Source organism: Echinicola soli (assembly GCF_006575665.1).
Classification (GTDB): Bacteria; Bacteroidota; Bacteroidia; order Cytophagales; family Cyclobacteriaceae; genus Echinicola; species Echinicola soli.
The window spans coordinates 4,629,584-4,648,703 of record NZ_CP041253.1; the positions used below are offsets into that span (position 1 = coordinate 4,629,584).

The window sequence follows — 19,120 nt, forward strand, 5'->3', positions numbered from 1 at the left end:
TTTAGAAAGGTGCCGTACAAAGAACGAGAAATAGAAAAGAAATACTACTCCATTGGTGAAGTGGCCGAGAAGTTTAGCGTAGCCACATCACTGATCCGTTATTGGGAAGGGGAATTTGACATCATCAAGCCCAAGAAGGACAAAAAAGGCAACAGGAGGTTTACCAAAGAAGACATCGAAAAGATCGGACTGATTTTTCACTTGGTAAAGGAAAAGGGCTATACGCTCCAAGGTGCTCAGGAAATCATTAAAAAAGACCAATACGAGGTTTCTGACAAAGCCGGAATGGTCAACCGCCTAAAAGAGATCAGGGATTTTTTGTCAGAAATCCGCAATAACATCCATGCAGAAGACACCCCATGAAACACTACTTTATACGATTGCATTAAGTCTGATTCCCAAACTGGGTCCATACGCCTTCAAAAACATCATAAGCTATTGTGGGTCAGCAGCCAATTTTTTCACCATGCCAAAGGGACGGGCCGCAAAAATCCCGGGAATTGGCAGCATGCTACTGGCTATTCGAAACCAAAAAGATGCCTACCTAAAAAAGGCAGAAAAAGTCTTAGAAGATTGTGAAAAACACCAGATCACAATCCACACTTACCTTGACCTTTCCTACCCAAGCAGACTAAAATCCTTTATGGACGCTCCAGTTCTGCTGTTTACCAAAGGCCATATAGACCTTAACCCTAAGAGAAGCATTGGTATTGTGGGCACGCGAAATGCTTCTGATTATGGGAAAAACACCACCCGGAAGATTGTTGAAGCACTGGCTCCCTTTCAGCCAACAGTCATCAGTGGCCTGGCCTATGGCATCGACATTACCTCACACAGAGCAGCCTTGGATTGCGGCCTGCCCACCATTGGAGTATTGGGCAATTCACTAGAGACACTCTACCCTGCCGCCCACAGAAGCACTGCTGAAAGCATGGCCAAAAACGGTGGATTAACTACTGAATATACTGTCGGCACCACCATGCATCCCAATAATTTCCCCGCACGAAATCGGATTATCGCAGCCCTTTCGGATGCACTGATCGTAGTAGAAGCTGCCAAAAAAGGAGGTGCGCTCATCACTGCAGAAATTGCCTACAGCTATAACCGGGAAGTCTTCGCAGTACCCGGTAACCTACAAAACACTTACAGCGAAGGTTGTAATAATCTGATCAGATCGATGAAATCCAGCATTTATACCGGTCCTCGTGATATCCAGGAGGCACTCTCGTGGACCACCAGTGAAGACAACGCAGACCAACCGAGCAAAAACTCCATTGAGCTCAAACAATATACTGAACGGGAACAGCAAATTCTCCGCATGCTTATGGAAAAGAACCCGTTGGAAATCGATCAATTGAGTTGGCAAAGCCAAATTCCCGTTTCCCAAGTGGCCTCGCTCCTGCTTGGCCTGGAGTTTCAAGGTGTTGTTAAAGCACTTCCCGGCAAAAAGTATCAACTAGTGTAAATAACGATTAGAGGTTAAAAGTTTTTGGTTTGGAAGTTGGCCACTGTAAACCTTCAAACATCTCAACCTTTTCACATCACTACTGAAAAACAAAATTGGCCAACTTAAATGCTTCCCCAAACTCTTCTTTGTTCAATCCGAGGTCACCGTGATTTTGTTCTAAAACATCAATCAGTGTTTCGGTGGCTACATTTCCTACCAGCTCATCATTAGCCATCGGACATCCACCAAATCCTTTAATGGCTCCATCAAACCTTTTGCAACCTCCTCTGAGCCCAGCTTCGACCTTTTCTGCTGTGCTTTCTGGCCTGCTGTGAAAGTGGGCACCAAACTCAATGTGTGGAAAGGCTTCGATATTAGTCCTAAAAAGTGCTTCGACCATCTCGGGCTTTGCCACTCCAATGGTATCTGACAAAGCAATAATCTTAACGCCCAGTTCATCTAGTCTCCCGACAAATTGGGCTACAATATCCGCAGAAAAGGGCTCTCCGTAAGGATTACCAAAGCCCATACTCAAATAGGTTACCAATGTCCTCCCCTTCACCTCGCACATATTTTGAAGGTTTTCGACCACTTCTAGGGCCTCTTGAATGCTTTTATTGGTATTTCTTTTTTGAAACGTTTCGGATATGGACAATGGAAATCCCAAATAATCGATCTCTTCAAATTGCAAGGCATCTTGTGCCCCGCGAACATTGGCCACAATGGCCAAGAGCTTGGACTTAGCATGGAACAAATCCAACAGGTCGAGTACTTCAGCTGTGTCACGCATCTGTGGCATGGCCTTTGGGCTCACAAAACTCCCAAAGTCCACCGTGTCAAATCCTACTTCCAACAGCTGATTGATATAAGCAGCCTTGATGGCCGTATCGATAAATTCCGCTCGTCCCTGCATGGCATCCCTAGGGCATTCGATGATTTTCATGGTAGTAAATTTATACGTTTGTGACCGATCGAAGGTATAAAATTTATGTGACTATCTGTGACTTACCAACTACCGATGCAGGGTAAACGCAGTAAAAAATTCTCCCAGTCTAATCAGCATATATAGATCCTCGAATCTTGTAAAATGAATCAGCAAAAATCAGCCCAATCTGCATCTCCTGCGTTCCATCAACAAAAGACTCTGTCAAACAGCCAATTTTCCCGCCTAATCCTACTTTATTCGGATCAAGCAATATTTCTGGGGGCGGGAGAAGATTTATATTCATTTGGTATGTCGCCACGAAGTCGCCAAGACACGAAGTGTTTTGTAGGCGGATTCCAAATTTCATGGAAAACAAACAGCTTTGGGTCTTAGAATCTTTGTGGCAAAAAAACAAAAAAGAAATCCTATTAAAATAAAGGGATTCATGCCCTCAACTTTTTCGCTTGCCTCCTTTTTAGCACATTTTGAGGATCAAGCAATATTTCTGGAAGATGAGAGATTTCCAGGTGGTTTTGGTAAGCATATTTCTCTTTAATTTAGCAATAGTAATGTGTAGATTATAAAATCAGTATAAATCCGTCATAGCGAGGAAGTATAGCCTGTCCCGACCTATCGGGAACGTGGCAATCCCGTATTAAGAAAACGAGATTGCTTCACTCCGTTGCTCTGCATTCGCAAGGACGGTATTTTAAATCGCGTTTATTATAAAAAATCAGCGTAAATCTTATTAATCTGCACCATCTGCGTGCTATCGAAACCAACCCTAATCCCCCCAACTTTTCCGCTTGATCCCTTTATCCACAGTATTTCATACAGAGCCATAAAAAAGCTATGAAACAACGTCTCATAGCCTTAGTCAATTAATAATAAACCCATAAGTTAAATTTCGGACGTTACCTCTGAGCAGTAAAGAAGTACTTCAACTACTTTCATCTTCAGTACAACTCAAAATTAGACGCCAATCCCAACGTCCTTACATCCAACTAAGCTAACTATTCAAATTTATAATAAATACTAATATCAAACATTAGTTATTTGAAATATTCCACATATAAACATTAGATCAATAAATTTTTTACCAAATCAACGTAAAAGCAAGCAAAGCACCTTAGCCTCAAAGCAAAATTTGGCGTTAACTACCAATATCTTTCAAGCAATTGATAGAACAAAGATCAAAACGCATAGATACAGGTACTGAACACCTGATAACATCTCGCTCATTTTCCCTATTAGAAATCCCTATTAATTTTTAATTTGCATATCGTTTTGATATAGCGCTAACCAAACCAGCAAGCATGCAAGTCAACTTTAAGCAGCAAATACTGCCGCATCTTTTAGGGATCGTTTCTTTTTACATCCTGATCGTAATGTACTTCTCTCCGATCCTATTTGACGGAAAGATGATCTTCCAAAACGACATCCTCCAATGGGAAGGCTCTGCGAAGGAAATGATTGACTTTAGGAAGGAAACAGGAGAAGAAGGATTATGGACCAATAGCATGTTTGGCGGAATGCCGGCCTATCTGGTCAACACAGAATATCCTGGTGATATTTCGAGGGCGGTGATAAGCACTATAACATTAGGGCTTCCCCACCCCATCAATGGGCTATTCTTTGGAATGGTCAGCATGTACATTTTGCTAATGACCTTTCGGGTAAGGACAGAGATTTCGATAATGGGTGCCTGGGCCTTTGCCTTTAACACCTTCCACATGCTCAGTCTCGAAGCAGGGCACAATGCCAAAATATGGGCTATATGCCTTGTTCCATTGATTTTGGCGGGGATCAATATGGCCTTTAACGGTAAAAAACTCCTGGGTTTTGCCATTACGGCTATGGCCTTGATGCTACAGATTCGCTTTAATCACCTCCAGATCACCTACTATACCCTGATCGTGGTCCTGATTTATGCTATTGGCCAATTAACCTATTATATCAAAGAGAAAAGATTGCCGGAATTTGGGAAAATCGCCGGAATCCTCATTATCGGTGGACTGATCGCGGTCGGGGCGAACGCTAACAGGCTTATGTCTGTGCTGGAATATGGAAAATACTCCATTCGCGGTGAAAAACTCCTCGAAACAGCCGATGAAAATGAAGCAGGCCTTAGCAAGGAATATGCCTTTAGTTGGTCTCAGGGGAAATTGGAATCCCTCACCCTCTTGGTGCCCAACTTCTCTGGTGGTGCCAGTCAAGAGGGGCTCGGATCTGACTCAAATGCCGCTGAAGCACTCCAGCAAAACGGGGTCTCTGGTGCACAACTATCCAATTTTCTTCAGGGTGCCCCTACCTATTGGGGAGATCAACCCTTTACAGGAGGCCCCATTTACGGTAGTATCATTATGGCATTCCTCTTTGTGATTGGTATCATTTACGCACCTAAGCGATTTAGAAACATCTTTGTAGCCATCACTGTACTATCACTCATGTTAGCTTGGGGAAAAAATTTGGCATGGTTTAACTATACACTATTCGATATACTGCCTGGCTACAATAAGTTCAGGGCGGTTTCCATGGCGCTAGGCATTACCTTGTTTGCGGTGCCCGTTTTGGGATGTATCGGCTTGGAGCATTTATATGCGGACAATGACAAACAGAAAAAAACCAAGGCATTGCTACTTTCCATCGGGATGGTGGGTGGATTTGTTTTATTGCTGATCCTCTTGGCGGGAGCTTTCGGATTTAAAGGAGCCGCAGACGCGAGCTTCCCCAACTGGCTGACCGATGCCCTGCGTGAAGACCGAAAAGCCATGTTGCGCAATGACGCCCTGAGAAGTTTGGCTTTTATCCTTCCCAGTGCTTTGCTCATCTTCCTTGCTATCAAAGGAAAAGTCAACTACCGCTATGCCACTTTGGGAATTGCCATTTTAGTAGTCGCTGATGTATGGACCATCAATAAACGCTACCTGAACGATGACTCATTGAAGAAAAGCCCAAGTGAAAGTTATTTTGCCCCTACCCCTGCTGATAAAAAGATCATGCAGGATGACGAGTACTTCAGAGTGCTCAACCTCCAAAACACCTTCAAAGAGGCAAGGACCAGTTATCGCTTCCATAGCATCGGAGGTTACCATGGTGCCAAAATGAGGCGATATCAGGATTTGATCGACAGGGTACTTCAAACAGAAATTTCCCAATTCGTAAAAAAAGCCCAAGAAGGTAATTTTGACTATGCCAATCTCCCTGCGCTCAACATGCTCAATACCAAGTATATTCTGGCGGGTAATAGTGAAAAAGCAGTATTCCAAAATCCCGAAGCCAACGGTCCTGCATGGTTTCCCCAAGAAATCGTATCAGTAAACAGCAATGATGAAGAAATCAGTAAAATTTCACAAATCAACACCAAGTCCCAAGCCACGATCAATACCAATGAATACAAAGCGGAAGCTGGTGCAGGAACGGTCTCCATCAAAAGCCACCAGCCCAACAAGTTGGAATATACCATAAATGCCTCCAAAGCAGGACTAGTGGTATTTTCAGAAATCTATTATCCCGAAGGCTGGACGGTGACCATAAATGGTGAAAAATCAGATATTTTACGTACCAACTACCTATTGAGAGGATTAGTAGTACCTAAAGGTCAGTCAGAAATCGTATTTAAATTTGAACCTACTAGCTATTATCGCGGTTCTTTTATTGCGGTATCATGCCAATATTTTATTATATTAGTTCTAATTGTAGGGTTCATTTTACCGTTCACCAAATATGCTAATTATGGAAGAAAAGGATAAATACATCAGTTTTTATGATCAATTTTCGACTGATTCCAGAAAAAAGGAAATCAGTGCACTGAACGTATGTATTCTGGAAAAACTAATGGCAGAAGGGCTTAAATCCAACCATAAGATCGTCGAAGGAGGCTGTGGACTAGGTGAACTGAGCCACTTACTTGCTAACAAGGTGAAAAACGGCAAAGTCCTTGGAGTGGACATCAATGAAGACACGGTACAACGTGCCTCAGAACTTTGGAAAAAACAGAAAAACCTGGCATTTGTAAAGGCTGAGATGAAGGCTTTTGAAAACCGGGGGGAAACCTATGATTTCTTCATCCTCACTGATATCCTGCAACAAGTTTCAACAGACAAACATTTACGTCTTTTTGAAGCGGTAAGGAAACATTCACACCAAGACACCACGGTATTTATCAATCTACCGACCCCTCCATTCTCTGAATGGAACGCACACAATGACCCTGAAAGCTTACAGTTTGTAGAGTCAACAGTAAATATCGCTGGATTGATCGAAAGCCTCACCGTAAATGACTATTACTTGGATAAGGCCGTTTCCTATAGTGTCTTTTACGAGGAAAATGATTTTCAGTATTTCATTTTCAAACCACTTACGAGAATCGCCGCTCCTACTCCTAAGAAAAAGTGGGCAAACCTCAAAGAAAAATTGCCAACCAACTTACTAGGGTTGCTGTAGTAAGGCAGCTCCAGTCATATTATGCTAGACTATTGTGTTATCATCCCTGCACACAACGAGGCGCAGTATTTGCCTAATTTACTCGATTCTCTTACCCAGCAAGCACTACTTCCCAAGCAAGTAATCATAGTCAATGACAATTCCACAGATCAAACGGAAGCCATCATCGACCGATATGCCAAAGACTTCTCCTGGATCACCAAGGTCAATAGCCGGACAGGGGTTTCTCGCCTTCCGGGCAGCAAAGTGGTGGCAGCATTTGAAAAAGGATTTAAGGAAATCAACCAGCCTTTTGATATTATTGTGAAGCTTGATGCCGACCTTATTCTTCCCAAAAATTATTTCGAAAAGATCACTAGCGTTTTCCTAGACAACCCCAATGCCGGCATCGTAGGAGGGTTTGCCTATGAAAAGGAAGGTACTGAATGGAAACTCAACCACCCCATGGACAAAGACCATGTCCGGGGAGCATTCAAAGCCTATCGTAAAGAGTGCTTTGATAAAATGAATGGATTACGGTGTTCGATTGGCTGGGATACCATGGATGAGCTTTTGGCGCGTTATCATGGCTTTGGAATAGTCACCGTTCCTGCACTAAAGGTAAAACACCTGCGTCCGACTGGCTCTTCCTATTCCAAAAAAGCAAAATACATGCAGGGTCAGGCCATGTACAAAATGCGCTATAGCATTGGTATCGCTTTTTTATCCATGGCAAAAGTCAGCTGGAAGCAGCAAAAACCACGCTATCTTTGGGACAGTATGGTAGGATACGTGGCTTCATTTTTTGATAAAACCGAAAGGGCTGTCACAAAAGAAGAAGGTAAATTTATACGTTCTTACAGATGGAAAAACATCTTTCAAAAGATCAGCGGTAAATAACCTGATTTTTTATAAGTTTGGTCACCAAAAGCAAAAGATTTCTAATCAAGCATGGCAAATCCTATCATTGAACAACTACAAATAGCCCAACAAAAGAGTATCCTTCCCAACAAAAACTGGAAGAGGGATAAAGGTGCCAGGCTGGAATACCTCCGGTACAGGATTTGTCGCCCACTGATAAAGGGAGCATTCTACACCTATCGCTGGTGGAACAAACCGGCCCCTTGGTTTGCTCCCTCTGCTGTCAACTTCCTTAAAAGCTGGCTGGATCAAGAAATGGTGGGCTTGGAATTTGGCAGTGGATCGAGTAGTAAGTTTTTTGCCTCCCGTATCAAAAAACTTGTGAGTGTAGAACACCATAAAGGCTGGTACACCCATGTTCATCAGTGGATGGATGAAAATGGTTTGGAGAATATCGATTACAGATTTATAGCGGAAAATGAAGTCGATAAACCCAAAAGCCTCCCCACTTTCTTTAGCACCCATCAATTAACCGAAATAGACTATTCCTACAAAAAAGAATTTTGGGACTATTTTCATGCCGCTGACGAGTTTTCAGATGGGTATTTTGATTTCATCTTGATAGATGGACGTGCCCGGGTGGCATGTCTGCTCAACTCCCTGCCAAAATTGAAAACTGGTGGTTTGATGATATTGGATAATTCCGATCGGCCAAGCTATGAGCTGGTCTTTAAGGTACTAAAGGATTGGGATCATTTCACCTGTACGACTGGACTTTCTGACACCACTTTCTGGATAAAACCATAACGTATGGGCATCATCAGGACACAGTCTTCACAAACGACCATTATCGCTTATGCAGGGATTCTGATCGGCTTTGTGGGGTCTGCTTTGTTACGCCCAAAAATCCTCACTGAAGGTGAAATTGGCCTGCTCCAACTGGTACTCAACACTACTGCTCTTTTTGCTTCTATCTTTACGCTGGGCACCAATCTCACCACCCTAAAGATGGTCCCTGAGTTTAAAACCAATCCGGAAAAGAAAAAGCGTTTCATTACCTTTTCACTTCTTGTGGGAATGATGGGCTTGCTCTTGGCTGTTCCTGTTTTTTTACTGGTGAAATCATTTATCTTCCAGACCCAAGATGGAGGCTTTGAAGGATTTGACTACAACAATGAGTTTTACCTTGGTATGCTAGTGGTCATTGGTTTTAGGATTTTCCAGTACATCCTGGACGCCTATCTCCGCACCAATCACCAGCCACTCCCTGGTGTGGTCGCCGAGAGCATCATCCAAAAGGCACTTCCTATTCTTGGATTGGTGTTGTTCTATTTTCACTTGATCGATTTTCAGGAACTCATCTACATTAACCTGGCTATTTTCATCCTTCCAGTCTGTATCTCTTTCATCATGCTAAAGCGTGCCAACGTCTTTACGCTGGGAAAACCAGGGCCATTCACGCAGGAGGAAAAAAAGACCATTGCCGGAATTTCATCCTCGGGAGTGCTGGAAATTTTAAGTGGTGGTTTGATCCTGTACATTGATACATATATGGTACAGTGGCTGATGGGTGAAGATGCGGTCGGCGTCTATACCACTTTGTTCTTTTTTGGCGTGGTCATCAGTGTCCCGGCCAAGGCCATCAGAAGAGTATCTATCGTGACCATTTCAGAATCGATGGCGCAAGGTGACTATTCCACGATCCAGACTATCTATAAGAAAAGTAGCCAGACCTTGCTGGTGGTAGGTGGATTGCTGTTTTTAAGTATATGGTGCAACCGCTACAGCGTGGGAGCCTATCTTGGAGAAAGCTACGCGGTGGCCATTCCTGTTTTGCTCTATATCGCTTTGGCGCAGCTCGTGGATTGCATCACCTCTGTCAATTACCAAATCATTGCCGTCTCTAAACACTATTACTACAATTTGTTTATGGGCTTCTTGACCTTGGCCTTGCTGATCGCTACCAACTATCTCCTGATCCCTGTCATGGGTGTCACCGGTGCGGCAGTGGCCTCACTTATCAGCATGACCTTGATCAATGGCCTTCGCTACCTCTTTCTCCGTCAGAAATACCAGCTCAGTCCATTCACCACCGAAAACCTCAAAACCATCCTGATCATAGCGGTGGTCTGGGCAATTACGGACTGGATACCAAATATGGAAAATTTTTACCTGAATTTGATTCTAAAAAGTGCCATCGTACTGATCCTGTATATCCCAGCTGTATATTTCACCAAATGCTCTCCGGACTTCAATGTCGTGGTCAATAAGTATTTGAGCAAAATCGGTATCATCCACTAAATACTGTCCAGTGTCTCCAGACTTAGATCGCAACTCCCAAAAGTCTTCTGACATTATACCTATCCCAGCCTTGCAGAAAAAAAAAGCTGAATCTCCTCACAGACTCTCCTCACCTCATCTTCCCGAAGATAAGGATGCAAGGGAAGCGAAAGGGTGGATATAGAAAGCTTAGAGGCTACTGGAAAATCCTTTTCCCCACCAAACGCCTGCATGACTGGAACAGGAAGTGGATAGTGGACAGCAGTACCAATCCCCTTTTCACCTAAATAAGCCTTTAACGCATCCCGTTCATCAGTCTGTATTGTGAAGAGATGGGCATTATGAGCTGACTGAAGGATGCTTGAAGGAACCACAACTCCCTTTAGATGCTGCAAATGATCAAGATATAGTTTTGCCAAGGCCTTACGTTTTTGCTGCCAAGCCTTGAAACAGGAAAACTTCACATTTAAAAAAGCAGCTTGAAGCGTATCGATTCGGCTATTTCTTCCGATAATCTCGTGCCTATCCCGTTGAGCTTGTCCATGATTTAATAGTAATCGTAGTCTTTCTTCCAATAAAGGGTCCTGGGTGCTCAAAAGTCCCGCTTCTCCCAGTGCTCCAAGATTCTTGGTGGGATAAAAGCTGAAGCAACCGATCTCTCCAAGTGCTCCTGCACTTTTCCCCTGCTGAAAAGCACCAAAAGCCTGAGCGGCATCTTCGATGACTTTAATTCCCATTGATCGCGTGATACGAAGCAATTGGTTCATCTCCACCATCTTCCCGTAAAGATGAACAGGAATAACAGCCTTGGTTGAAGGAGAAATCAAATTTTCCATTTGCTTGATATCGATCAATCCATCGGTATCAACATCACAAAAAACCACTTCCGCTCCCACCATTTTCACCACTTCTGCTGTGGACACCCAGGTCAAAGCCGGAACGATCACCTCGTCCCCAGGGCCTATCTCCAGCGCTCTCAATGCCAGCTCCAGGGCATCTGTCCCGTTGGCACAGGGGATAACATGGGATATTCCCAAAAATTCCTGCATCGTTACCTCCAGTGCTTCGACTTCCTCACCACCCGAAAATAAACCTTTCTCCAACAGCTTAGCAAATTTCGCCTTAAGCTCATCGGCCAAATCGGCGTGCATCGGAGCTAGCTCAAGAAATGGAATCGATCTGTTCATCAAGCAATTGGGCTAGTTTTTTGGTCAATGTTTTGCGCTCAAACCGTGTCATGTCACGATCTGCCGATGTCTCTTCTCCCATCAGCACCTGATCATTGAGATATTGTTTTACTCCGGACACATCTTCATGGGAAAACACACTTCCTGCCCCGGCTTCATTGATAATAGTAGCAGCATCCCCTTTTGGGTCTCCCAAGGCTACGATTCTTCTCCCCGTGGCAATGTACTCAAACAGTTTTCCTGGAATATTTCCCTTTGCATTCTTAGTGTTCGTCAGAATCAATAGCAGCATATTTGAGCGTTCGTAATAGGCAAAAACGTCCTCATGTGAGACATATCCGGCAAATTCCACCCGCTCATTAAGCCACGGGTCATTTTCGATAAAATGGGTCACTTTCTCACTCACCCGCCCTACAAAAGTTAACTTCACTTCCCGGTCACCTGCTTCAAATGCTTCTTTATATGCTTCCAAAAAGGGCAATGGGTCCCGTATCGCGTCGATGATCCCTGTGTAAACAATCTCAAAAACTTTGCTTTTTTCCTTTTGTTTTTTGAATCCAACGGGCAAATCGTCTGAATCAAACCCATTGGTGATCAGATCGATATCACGACCTGCAATTTTCCGCAACTCTCCTTTAAACGTGGGAGAAATGGTCACCACCTTTTCTGCTTCGCTGAACACCGACCTTTCTAATTTTTCATGTCTTCTACGGATACTTTTCATCATCGGCAGGGTATCCAAAAACTCCCAAGTGGACCATGGATCCCTGAAATCTGCTATCCAAGGCAACCCGGTCTTTCGCTTCAGGTTACGACCGATCAAGTGTATGCTGTGTGGCGGACCCGTGGTAATCACGGCCTTGATATTGTTTTTCTTGACGATATCCTCCAAAAACTCCACGGAAGGCTTCACCCAAAACACCCGGGGATCAGGTACGATGGCATTGGCACGGAGCCAAATGGCTGTCTGGTCAAACCAATTTTTCTTCCGCTTTTCAATCAACTTGGAAGGATCGGCCGCTTTGCCCTCTTTTTTTTTCTTCAAGAACCGAAACACGCCATAAGGTTCCCAAATTGGGAATTTGATAACCTCCCAGTGAGGTGATACCTCCTTGTTCATGGTCTCATCTTTCAGCTCAAAGTCAGGGTTCTCTGGTGTAAAAACCACCGGCTCCCAGCCAAAATCGGGTAAGTATTTGGCAAACTTTAACCAGCGTTGCACACCAGACCCGGCACTCGGCGGCCAGTAATAGGTAATGATCAATACCTTCTTGGTGTCTTTCATATTGTAAAGATAGAAGGTTATTGGAAGATTATAGATTGGAAAATCGTAAAATTTGGAATGCTATACAACCAGTAAATCATAGCTTACTGAATACTTGGTTACTGATGACCGATCAATTTGTGGTATTTTTCCAAAATCAACGCATGCATCCTTCTTCGGTCGTACTTTTCAACCACTTCCTTAAATAATGCATCTGCCAATTCCTGCATGGATTCTCTCTTGACAAAGGCAAACTCCAATGCATCTTTCAGCACCGACACATCCTTTACCGGAAATACCAATCCGGTTTTCTTATTTCGAACAATGTCCGTGTTGCCAGGAATATCAGCGCAGATCACCGGGACTTGCATGGCTCCAGCTTCCAAAATAACATTAGGAAAACCTTCCCTGTGTGAAGCATGAACCAATACATCGGATATTGCCAAATAGTGTTCCACATGATCTGACCAACTTACCTGAACAATCCTTGGGTGATCTTCTATTTTTCGAATAATGTTTTCATCCAGTGGATCCAGGTTTTGCTCATAGTCGCCCAGCAATACCAGTTTGGACTTGTTTACAATCCTTGATTTCAGGAATGCTTCCACCAACTCCTGTATGCCTTTATCCTTCACCAACCTACCAATGGCCAAAATTATAAAGTCGCTCTCTCCAGGCATTACACGCATCGTGGCAGCCACCAAATGATTCTCCTTGAGATTTTCCCGACTAAAGCGGACGATATCCACACCGTTGGAAGAACCATTCCCCAACACCTCCAATTTTTCGGGACGGGCAAGTAGTTCTTTAGCTATAAATGATTTGAGAGAATGGGCATTTGGCCACACATGAGTGGCAAATTTAAAAGTCCAACGCTCAGCATTTTCCAGCATTTTACGCTTATTATCCTTGGTCACCACATAAGGCATTCCTGCCACAGTATGTATACGGGTCTTCACCCCTGCCAATTTAGCTGCCAACATCCCCAATAACCCCGCCTTTGGCGTATGGGTATGTACAATATCTGGCTGTTCGCTTTTCAGAAATTGATAAAGCTTCCAAAGGCATACCAAATCCTGCAAAGGGGTAATTTGCCGAGTAAACGGAATACGATGGTGTTCGCATCCTTCTTTGGCTATGACTTCATTGACTTCCTTTCCATCTGCACTGACCATCTGCACCTCCCATCCTGCGGCCTTCATGTACTTCATTTGACCCGAAAGCAACAACTTTAAAGAAAGGGGAACAGTGGTAATCCGTATCAGCTTTGGCATGAACTTTTACTTTAAAAGCACAAATATATACCTAAAAAGTGAAGGAATATATTTTATTATGTGAATAATAACAACAACAAAACGGACACCCTCAAATATGTTACCAAAGAATAAAAATCAAGGATAAAAGATAAGGCTGTCTCATAAGTCATCTCGTTCATACTGAAGTCAGGAAGAATCTCAAACACACAATTTTTAATGAAATAAGGTAGATGAGACTTCTCCTAGAATCGAAACAACAAGATATGTAACAGCCTTATCATATTTTATATACCAGCAGCATCAAACAAAATCTCTACCGGATGCAAAGCCCTTTTGCCCGTTCCATCAGCAATCTGGTGCCTACAGCTAGTTCCTGGTGCGGCCACAATAATCCCTTCATCAGCTTTGCGAACGGTAGGAAAAAGCACCAGCTCTCCCACATTCATGCTTACCTCATAATGCTCCTCCTCATACCCAAATGATCCCGCCATACCACAGCAGCCGGAAGGGATGGTTTCAAGGCTATAATTTTCTGGTAAAGTCAGCAGTTTTTGGGTAAACGACACCGAAGAAAGCGACTTTTGATGGCAATGTCCATGAAGCAAAATCTTCTTGCTGGTTTTGGTAAACTGCTCAGCAGAAATGTTTCCCCGCATGGCTTCCTTGGCCAAAAACTCATCCACCATCATGCTGTAACGCTTCAGCTTTTTAGCATCTTCCACTAAGTCCTGATCCACCAAACGAGGATATTCGTCCTTGAATGTCAGGATCGCCGATGGTTCCACTCCTATCAAGGGCTCTTCCATGGTCACCTTGTCTTTGAAAAGGCTGACATTCTGATTGGCCAGTTTTTTTGCCCTGTGGAGAAGTCCTTTGGAGATCGCTCCCCTTCCACTTTCCGGATGATCAGCCATCTTCACTTCATACCCCAAATGATGCAAGAGCTTAATGGCTTTGATGCCGATTTCAGTGTCATTAAAATTGGTAAACTCGTCACAGAAAAAATTGACAGCTCCTACTTTCTTGGAAGGAGGAGGCAAATGTTTATAGTGCTTTTTGTACCACTTTCTAAGGTTGACTTTGGAAATAGTGGGTAAATTTCGCTTTTCGGCCACACCTAAGACTTTCTTCATCATATTTCCCGTAGACTTGTTGGTCATCAGGAAATTGGTCATCCCCGGTACCACGCTGCCCAATTCATTCAGGTTATTGATGTAGGCAAAGGCCTTGCTCCGCAAAGGTACGCCGTGGGTTTTGTGATATTGATGAAGAAATTCCGCTTTGAGGCTGGCCATGTCCACATTGGAAGGACACTCTGATGTACAGCCTTTGCAGGACAGGCACAGGTCCATCACTTCTTTGATCTCGGGATGGTCAAATGGATTTGGCTGGGTATTTTTGGTCAAAAATTCCCGAAGTGTATTGGCACGACCACGAGTGGTGTCTCTTTCATTTTTGGTTGCCATGTAGCTGGGACACATAGTGCCACCAGAAACAGGCAGTTTTCGACAGTCTCCGGAACCGTTGCACTTCTCTGCTGCACGCAGTATTCCTCCTACATGCCCAAAATCCATGGTGGTCTCAAATTCCGGTGATTTCACGTCCCGCTCATAGCGCAGAAAACTGTTCATGGGAGCTGTGTCCACGATTTTTCCTGGATTGAAAATATTATTGGGATCCCAAGCTTTCTTGATCCTTCGGAAAAGCTGATAATTCTCTTCTCCGACCATAATAGGGATAAATGCTGCCCTTACTCGACCATCGCCATGCTCTCCACTGAGTGATCCATCGTATTTTTTCACCAGCTTTGCGACTGACTCAGTGATCTTATAAAAGTCTTCCACATCCTCGGACTTTTTCAAATCCAAGATGGGACGCAAGTGGATTTCTCCAGCCCCAGCATGAGCATAGTGCACAGGCTTTTGGCCGAATCCTTTCATGATCTCCCCAAATTCTGCAATAAAATCGGCAAGATCGTCAATATCCACTGCTGTATCCTCAATACAAGCCACCGCCTTTTTGTCTCCTGGAATATTGGCGAGCAAGCCCAGACCTGCACTTCGCAACGTCCAGACATTTTTTGTACGCTCACCAGTAATGATCGGAAAGGCATACCCCAATCCAGCCATCTTCATGGCATCGATCATTTTTTGGGCTTGCCCGAGTGCCCCTTCTTCTGTTTCGTCCCTAAACTCTATCATCAGGATTCCTTCCGGATCACCTTCCACAAAGTACCGGTTCTTACTTTGCTCGATGTTCTCTTTGGTACAGTCCAGTATGATCTTGTCCATCAACTCACAGGCCGTGGGATGGTACTTCATCGCAAGCTGTGTTGCCTTCATGGACTCATGAATCGTCTCAAAATGGGCGGCCACCACCACATCCTTTGGTGCTGGTAGTGGATCCAAATGGATTTTGATTTCGGTAGTAAATGCCAAGGTACCTTCAGAACCACACAGTAACTTACAAAAATCAAAGGCTATATTATTCTCAGAAAACACCTCCGTCTCCAACAAATAATCCACTGCATATCCTGTATTACGGCGCTGTATGGAAGGTTTTGGGAATTGTTTTCTAATACTTTCCTGATGGGCTGGCTGGCTGAGCTCCTCAAAAATCCCTTGATAAAGCTGCCCTTCAAGATCTTTTTGTTTCCTTTTCTCTTCGAATGCTCCCTTCGAAAGCTGGCTAAAAGTCACCTCTGAGCCATCACTCAAGAGAGTCTGCAATTCCAACGTGTGCTCGCGTGTGGAACCATAAATAATGGAAGTGGTTCCGCAGGAATTATTACCTACCATTCCTCCTATCATCGCCCTATTGGCGGTAGAAGTTACCGGGCTGAAAAAATAGCCATGGGGCTTTAGGAAAGCATTCAGCTCATCTCTGACCACGCCGGGCTGCACACGGACCCAAGCTTCTTCTTTGTTAAACTCAAGGATTTGGGTAAAATATTTAGAAACATCCACTACGATGCCATCACCCACGCACTGTCCTGCCAAGGAGGTTCCTGCTGTCCGCGGGATAAGGGAAGTTTTATGGATATTGGCAAAATGGATAAGTTTTTTGATATCCTCTTTGGTCTTTGGTAACGCTACTGCCAAAGGTAATTCCCTGTATACCGATGCGTCCGTTGCATACAAGGTTCTCATTAGTTGATCGTAGTATAAATCACCTTTCAATTCTTTGGCCAATGCTACCAAAAATGGTGACAAATTCGCTGGTTCGTTAGACATGCCATAAAATTAAAACAGTTCGTGCAACTAATAAATAATAAAATGAAATATCTGTTGAAAAAAGTTGACAGTCCACAGTCCACAGGTAATAGTCAGTATCCAGACTGGGCATCTGAATACCAGCCACCGTAAGCCGATCAACGATTACGCCCAACCTTCAGAATAAGAGGGAAGGTCACTTTTCTTAGTGTTGATTGTCCCCAGGCTTTGTCCAAGTCTACCTTTATGATCTCCAATGGATTGTTACCTCGGTCTTTTTCATAATGCTTGACGGCAGACCAGGTATTGAGATATCCCATCAGTTGGTCCTTGCTCCAGGCATATTCCATGACCAGGAAAGGTGGCTGGATTTCTTCAAAGTCAAACGGAATGGTTTGGTAGTTGGCTTCTATGTACTTTCGCTCTGGATCCCAATATGTACCGATGATCTCTGCATAAAACATCTTTATCAGTTCCGTCAGCCCTTCCACCGCCAGTAGACCATAACCAACGAGCACCAATAATCCATTTGGTTTTAGTACCCGCCTTACTTCCTTAAAAAACCGGTCAAAATCAAACCAATGAACCGCCTGTCCCACCGTAATCAGGTCAAAACTTTGATCTGTGAAACCGGTCTTTTCCGCAGGCTGGACGGAATAGCGGATATTGGACACTTTGGGTGCCTGATGGAGTTGTTGTTCACTGATATCACTGGCCTCTACCCAAGTAAAGTTATTGCTCAGCATCTCGGCCATCTGCCCATTTCCCGTGGCACAGTCCCAAGCCCTTTCCCTTACTGTAACATGCGTCAAAATAAACTCATAAAGCGCATCTGGATACAAAGGCCTAAATTTGGCATAATCCGAAGCATGACCAGAAAAGTTATCTTTCATCTTTTTGATTGGTAGAAATTGGAGTTTCCATCTGTTGATAGCGCTCTTCCAGATCATTGAAGTCATTGCGCTCGCCAAAATGTTCCTTGGCCGCATGATGGATCATTTTTGCATGTTTGAGAATCACCTGTTTGTGCTCAGAGCGCTGGGACAAGTTATGAATGGTCACCATAGCGCCCATTAAATGAATGAGGACTGCGGGACTGCTTTGACCAAATTGGCGAATCTGGTTAAATGCCACACCGACTACTCCGTCAAAACTCATTGTTCTTAAAATTAAGCGCAGTTTTTCATCTTCATCAAAACGGTAAGGCCCCGGCAAGTCCACAGCTGTCAAATAGCAAATGGAATCGGTCAACTTATCGATGCAGGTAATGGCAGTATAGGGGTCATTCACCCCTGGTGACAGTGCCCGGGAGGCCACTTCTACCATCTGCCTGATGGCAAATTCACTGTCCTGGGTAGAATTCCTTTTGTCACCTATGATCAAAGAAGACAAAAGCCGTCCTTCAAATCCCTCTTCCAACTCCTTATCACCATAAACAGCAAAAACTTCCTGCCCCTCCACTAAAAAATGACCGGCGTGTTTTTTCATTTCTATAAATCCTTCTATTTCCTTTGCCAGGCTGATCAATCGTTCCCTATTGACCACCTGCAAGTATCCACTACTTTTGACCCTGTAGATCTCTTTATAGCGGGCATTTTGCTTTAATTCCTCAATTTTTCCCGCGGAAATTTCCAATGCTTCTTCTTCCTCTTCTTCTCCTTTAGGAAAAAGCCTTCGGAAATTTTCGTTCAGACTACTATTGACGTTGGAGACCACCTGATCAGCTTGAATATTGATGGAAATATGATGGATAAAAATCACCAGTAAAAAAATATTGACCAATGCCAAAATAATGGCAAAACCGACAGAGATAGTAGGCAGAAATTGCAAACTATCGCTGGACTTGACAGTGCTCAGCACTACCAAGCAATACGTAAAAGTGGCAATGTAAGAGCCCAAAACCACCTGATTGAGCTTATCATGCATAAAATTCTGCAATAGCCTCGGCCCAAACTGGGAGGATGCCAAGGTCAAGGCCACCAATGTAATGGAAAACACCGTCCCTGCCACACCGATCATCGCCCCTGCTATCGTAGATAAAACGCTCCTGGCAGAATCTGCGCTACCGATCAAAAAATAACTAAAAAGCCCTGAAGGCTCCATTTCCACAGCATCATCCAAAAAAACCAATCCAAATGCCGCCAAAATAGCGCAGAGGATAAGGATCAGCGGCACAAACCAAAAGCTTGATTGTAGATTAGACCAAAAATAAATGAGTTTTGCTTTCAATGGTTGATCTTTTTATGGTTTCTTTTTGAGAACT

Annotated in this window: 14 protein-coding genes; 7 read left to right on the forward strand and 7 right to left on the reverse strand. The window is 43.8% G+C overall.

Features of this window, described 5'->3' with window-relative positions:
* Positions 1-9 precede the first annotated feature (9 nt).
* The gene (locus FKX85_RS18120) at positions 10-363 is read left to right on the forward strand and encodes a MerR family transcriptional regulator (RefSeq protein WP_141616076.1); all 354 of its coding nucleotides are present in this window, start codon (positions 10-12) and stop codon (positions 361-363) included.
* Complete coding sequence (gene dprA, locus FKX85_RS18125; protein ID WP_141616077.1) at positions 344-1,465, forward strand: DNA-processing protein DprA; 1,122 nt, start codon at positions 344-346, stop codon at positions 1,463-1,465. The genes FKX85_RS18120 and dprA overlap by 20 nt, the downstream gene beginning before the upstream one ends.
* 79 nt (positions 1,466-1,544) lie before the next feature.
* On the opposite strand, the gene FKX85_RS18130 is transcribed toward dprA, so the two are convergent.
* A complete protein-coding gene (locus tag FKX85_RS18130) occupies positions 1,545-2,390 on the reverse strand; it encodes a hydroxymethylglutaryl-CoA lyase (protein WP_141616078.1) in 846 nt (281 codons plus the stop codon).
* A 1,298-nt stretch (positions 2,391-3,688) separates the two neighbouring features.
* On the opposite strand from FKX85_RS18130, the gene FKX85_RS18135 reads away from it, so the two are divergent.
* From FKX85_RS18135 to FKX85_RS18155, 5 genes are read left to right on the forward strand one after another with little or no spacing between them, the layout of a single operon-like run.
* Positions 3,689-6,124 carry a YfhO family protein gene (locus tag FKX85_RS18135; RefSeq protein WP_141616079.1) on the forward strand — a complete coding sequence of 812 codons (2,436 nt, stop codon included), beginning with the start codon at positions 3,689-3,691 and terminating at the stop codon, positions 6,122-6,124.
* Positions 6,108-6,818, forward strand: coding sequence for a class I SAM-dependent methyltransferase (locus FKX85_RS18140; RefSeq protein ID WP_141616080.1), 711 nt, complete (start codon positions 6,108-6,110; stop codon positions 6,816-6,818). The genes FKX85_RS18135 and FKX85_RS18140 overlap by 17 nt, the downstream gene beginning before the upstream one ends.
* Positions 6,819-6,839: 21 nt before the next feature.
* Positions 6,840-7,697 (forward strand): glycosyltransferase family 2 protein, encoded by an 858-nt coding sequence (locus FKX85_RS18145; protein WP_141616081.1) that lies wholly within the window; start codon positions 6,840-6,842, stop codon positions 7,695-7,697.
* Between the two features lie 51 nt (positions 7,698-7,748).
* Positions 7,749-8,465 (forward strand): class I SAM-dependent methyltransferase, encoded by a 717-nt coding sequence (locus FKX85_RS18150; protein ID WP_141616082.1) that lies wholly within the window; start codon positions 7,749-7,751, stop codon positions 8,463-8,465.
* Between the two features lie 3 nt (positions 8,466-8,468).
* Positions 8,469-9,959 carry a lipopolysaccharide biosynthesis protein gene (locus FKX85_RS18155; protein WP_141616083.1) on the forward strand — a complete coding sequence of 497 codons (1,491 nt, stop codon included), beginning with the start codon at positions 8,469-8,471 and terminating at the stop codon, positions 9,957-9,959.
* A 59-nt stretch (positions 9,960-10,018) separates the two neighbouring features.
* On the opposite strand, the gene FKX85_RS18160 is transcribed toward FKX85_RS18155, so the two are convergent.
* The 6 genes from FKX85_RS18160 to FKX85_RS18185 all read right to left on the reverse strand — a co-directional run bounded on the left by FKX85_RS18160 (position 10,019) and on the right by FKX85_RS18185 (position 19,086).
* Positions 10,019-11,125, reverse strand: coding sequence for a DegT/DnrJ/EryC1/StrS family aminotransferase (locus FKX85_RS18160; RefSeq protein ID WP_141616084.1), 1,107 nt, complete (start codon positions 11,123-11,125; stop codon positions 10,019-10,021).
* Entirely contained in the window at positions 11,100-12,410 is a 1,311-nt protein-coding gene (locus FKX85_RS18165; RefSeq protein ID WP_141616085.1) for a glycosyltransferase family 4 protein, read from the reverse strand. The genes FKX85_RS18160 and FKX85_RS18165 overlap by 26 nt, the downstream gene beginning before the upstream one ends.
* 98 nt (positions 12,411-12,508) lie before the next feature.
* Complete coding sequence (locus tag FKX85_RS18170) at positions 12,509-13,663, reverse strand: glycosyltransferase family 4 protein (RefSeq protein WP_141616086.1); 1,155 nt, start codon at positions 13,661-13,663, stop codon at positions 12,509-12,511.
* Positions 13,664-13,929: 266 nt separating this feature from the next.
* The gene (locus FKX85_RS18175; protein WP_141616087.1) at positions 13,930-16,878 is read right to left on the reverse strand and encodes an FAD-binding and (Fe-S)-binding domain-containing protein; all 2,949 of its coding nucleotides are present in this window, start codon (positions 16,876-16,878) and stop codon (positions 13,930-13,932) included.
* A 137-nt stretch (positions 16,879-17,015) separates the two neighbouring features.
* Entirely contained in the window at positions 17,016-17,750 is a 735-nt protein-coding gene (locus tag FKX85_RS18180) for a class I SAM-dependent methyltransferase (protein ID WP_141616088.1), read from the reverse strand.
* A complete protein-coding gene (locus FKX85_RS18185) occupies positions 17,740-19,086 on the reverse strand; it encodes a DUF2254 domain-containing protein (protein WP_141616089.1) in 1,347 nt (448 codons plus the stop codon). The genes FKX85_RS18180 and FKX85_RS18185 overlap by 11 nt, the downstream gene beginning before the upstream one ends.
* Between the last annotated feature and the right edge of the window lie 34 nt (positions 19,087-19,120).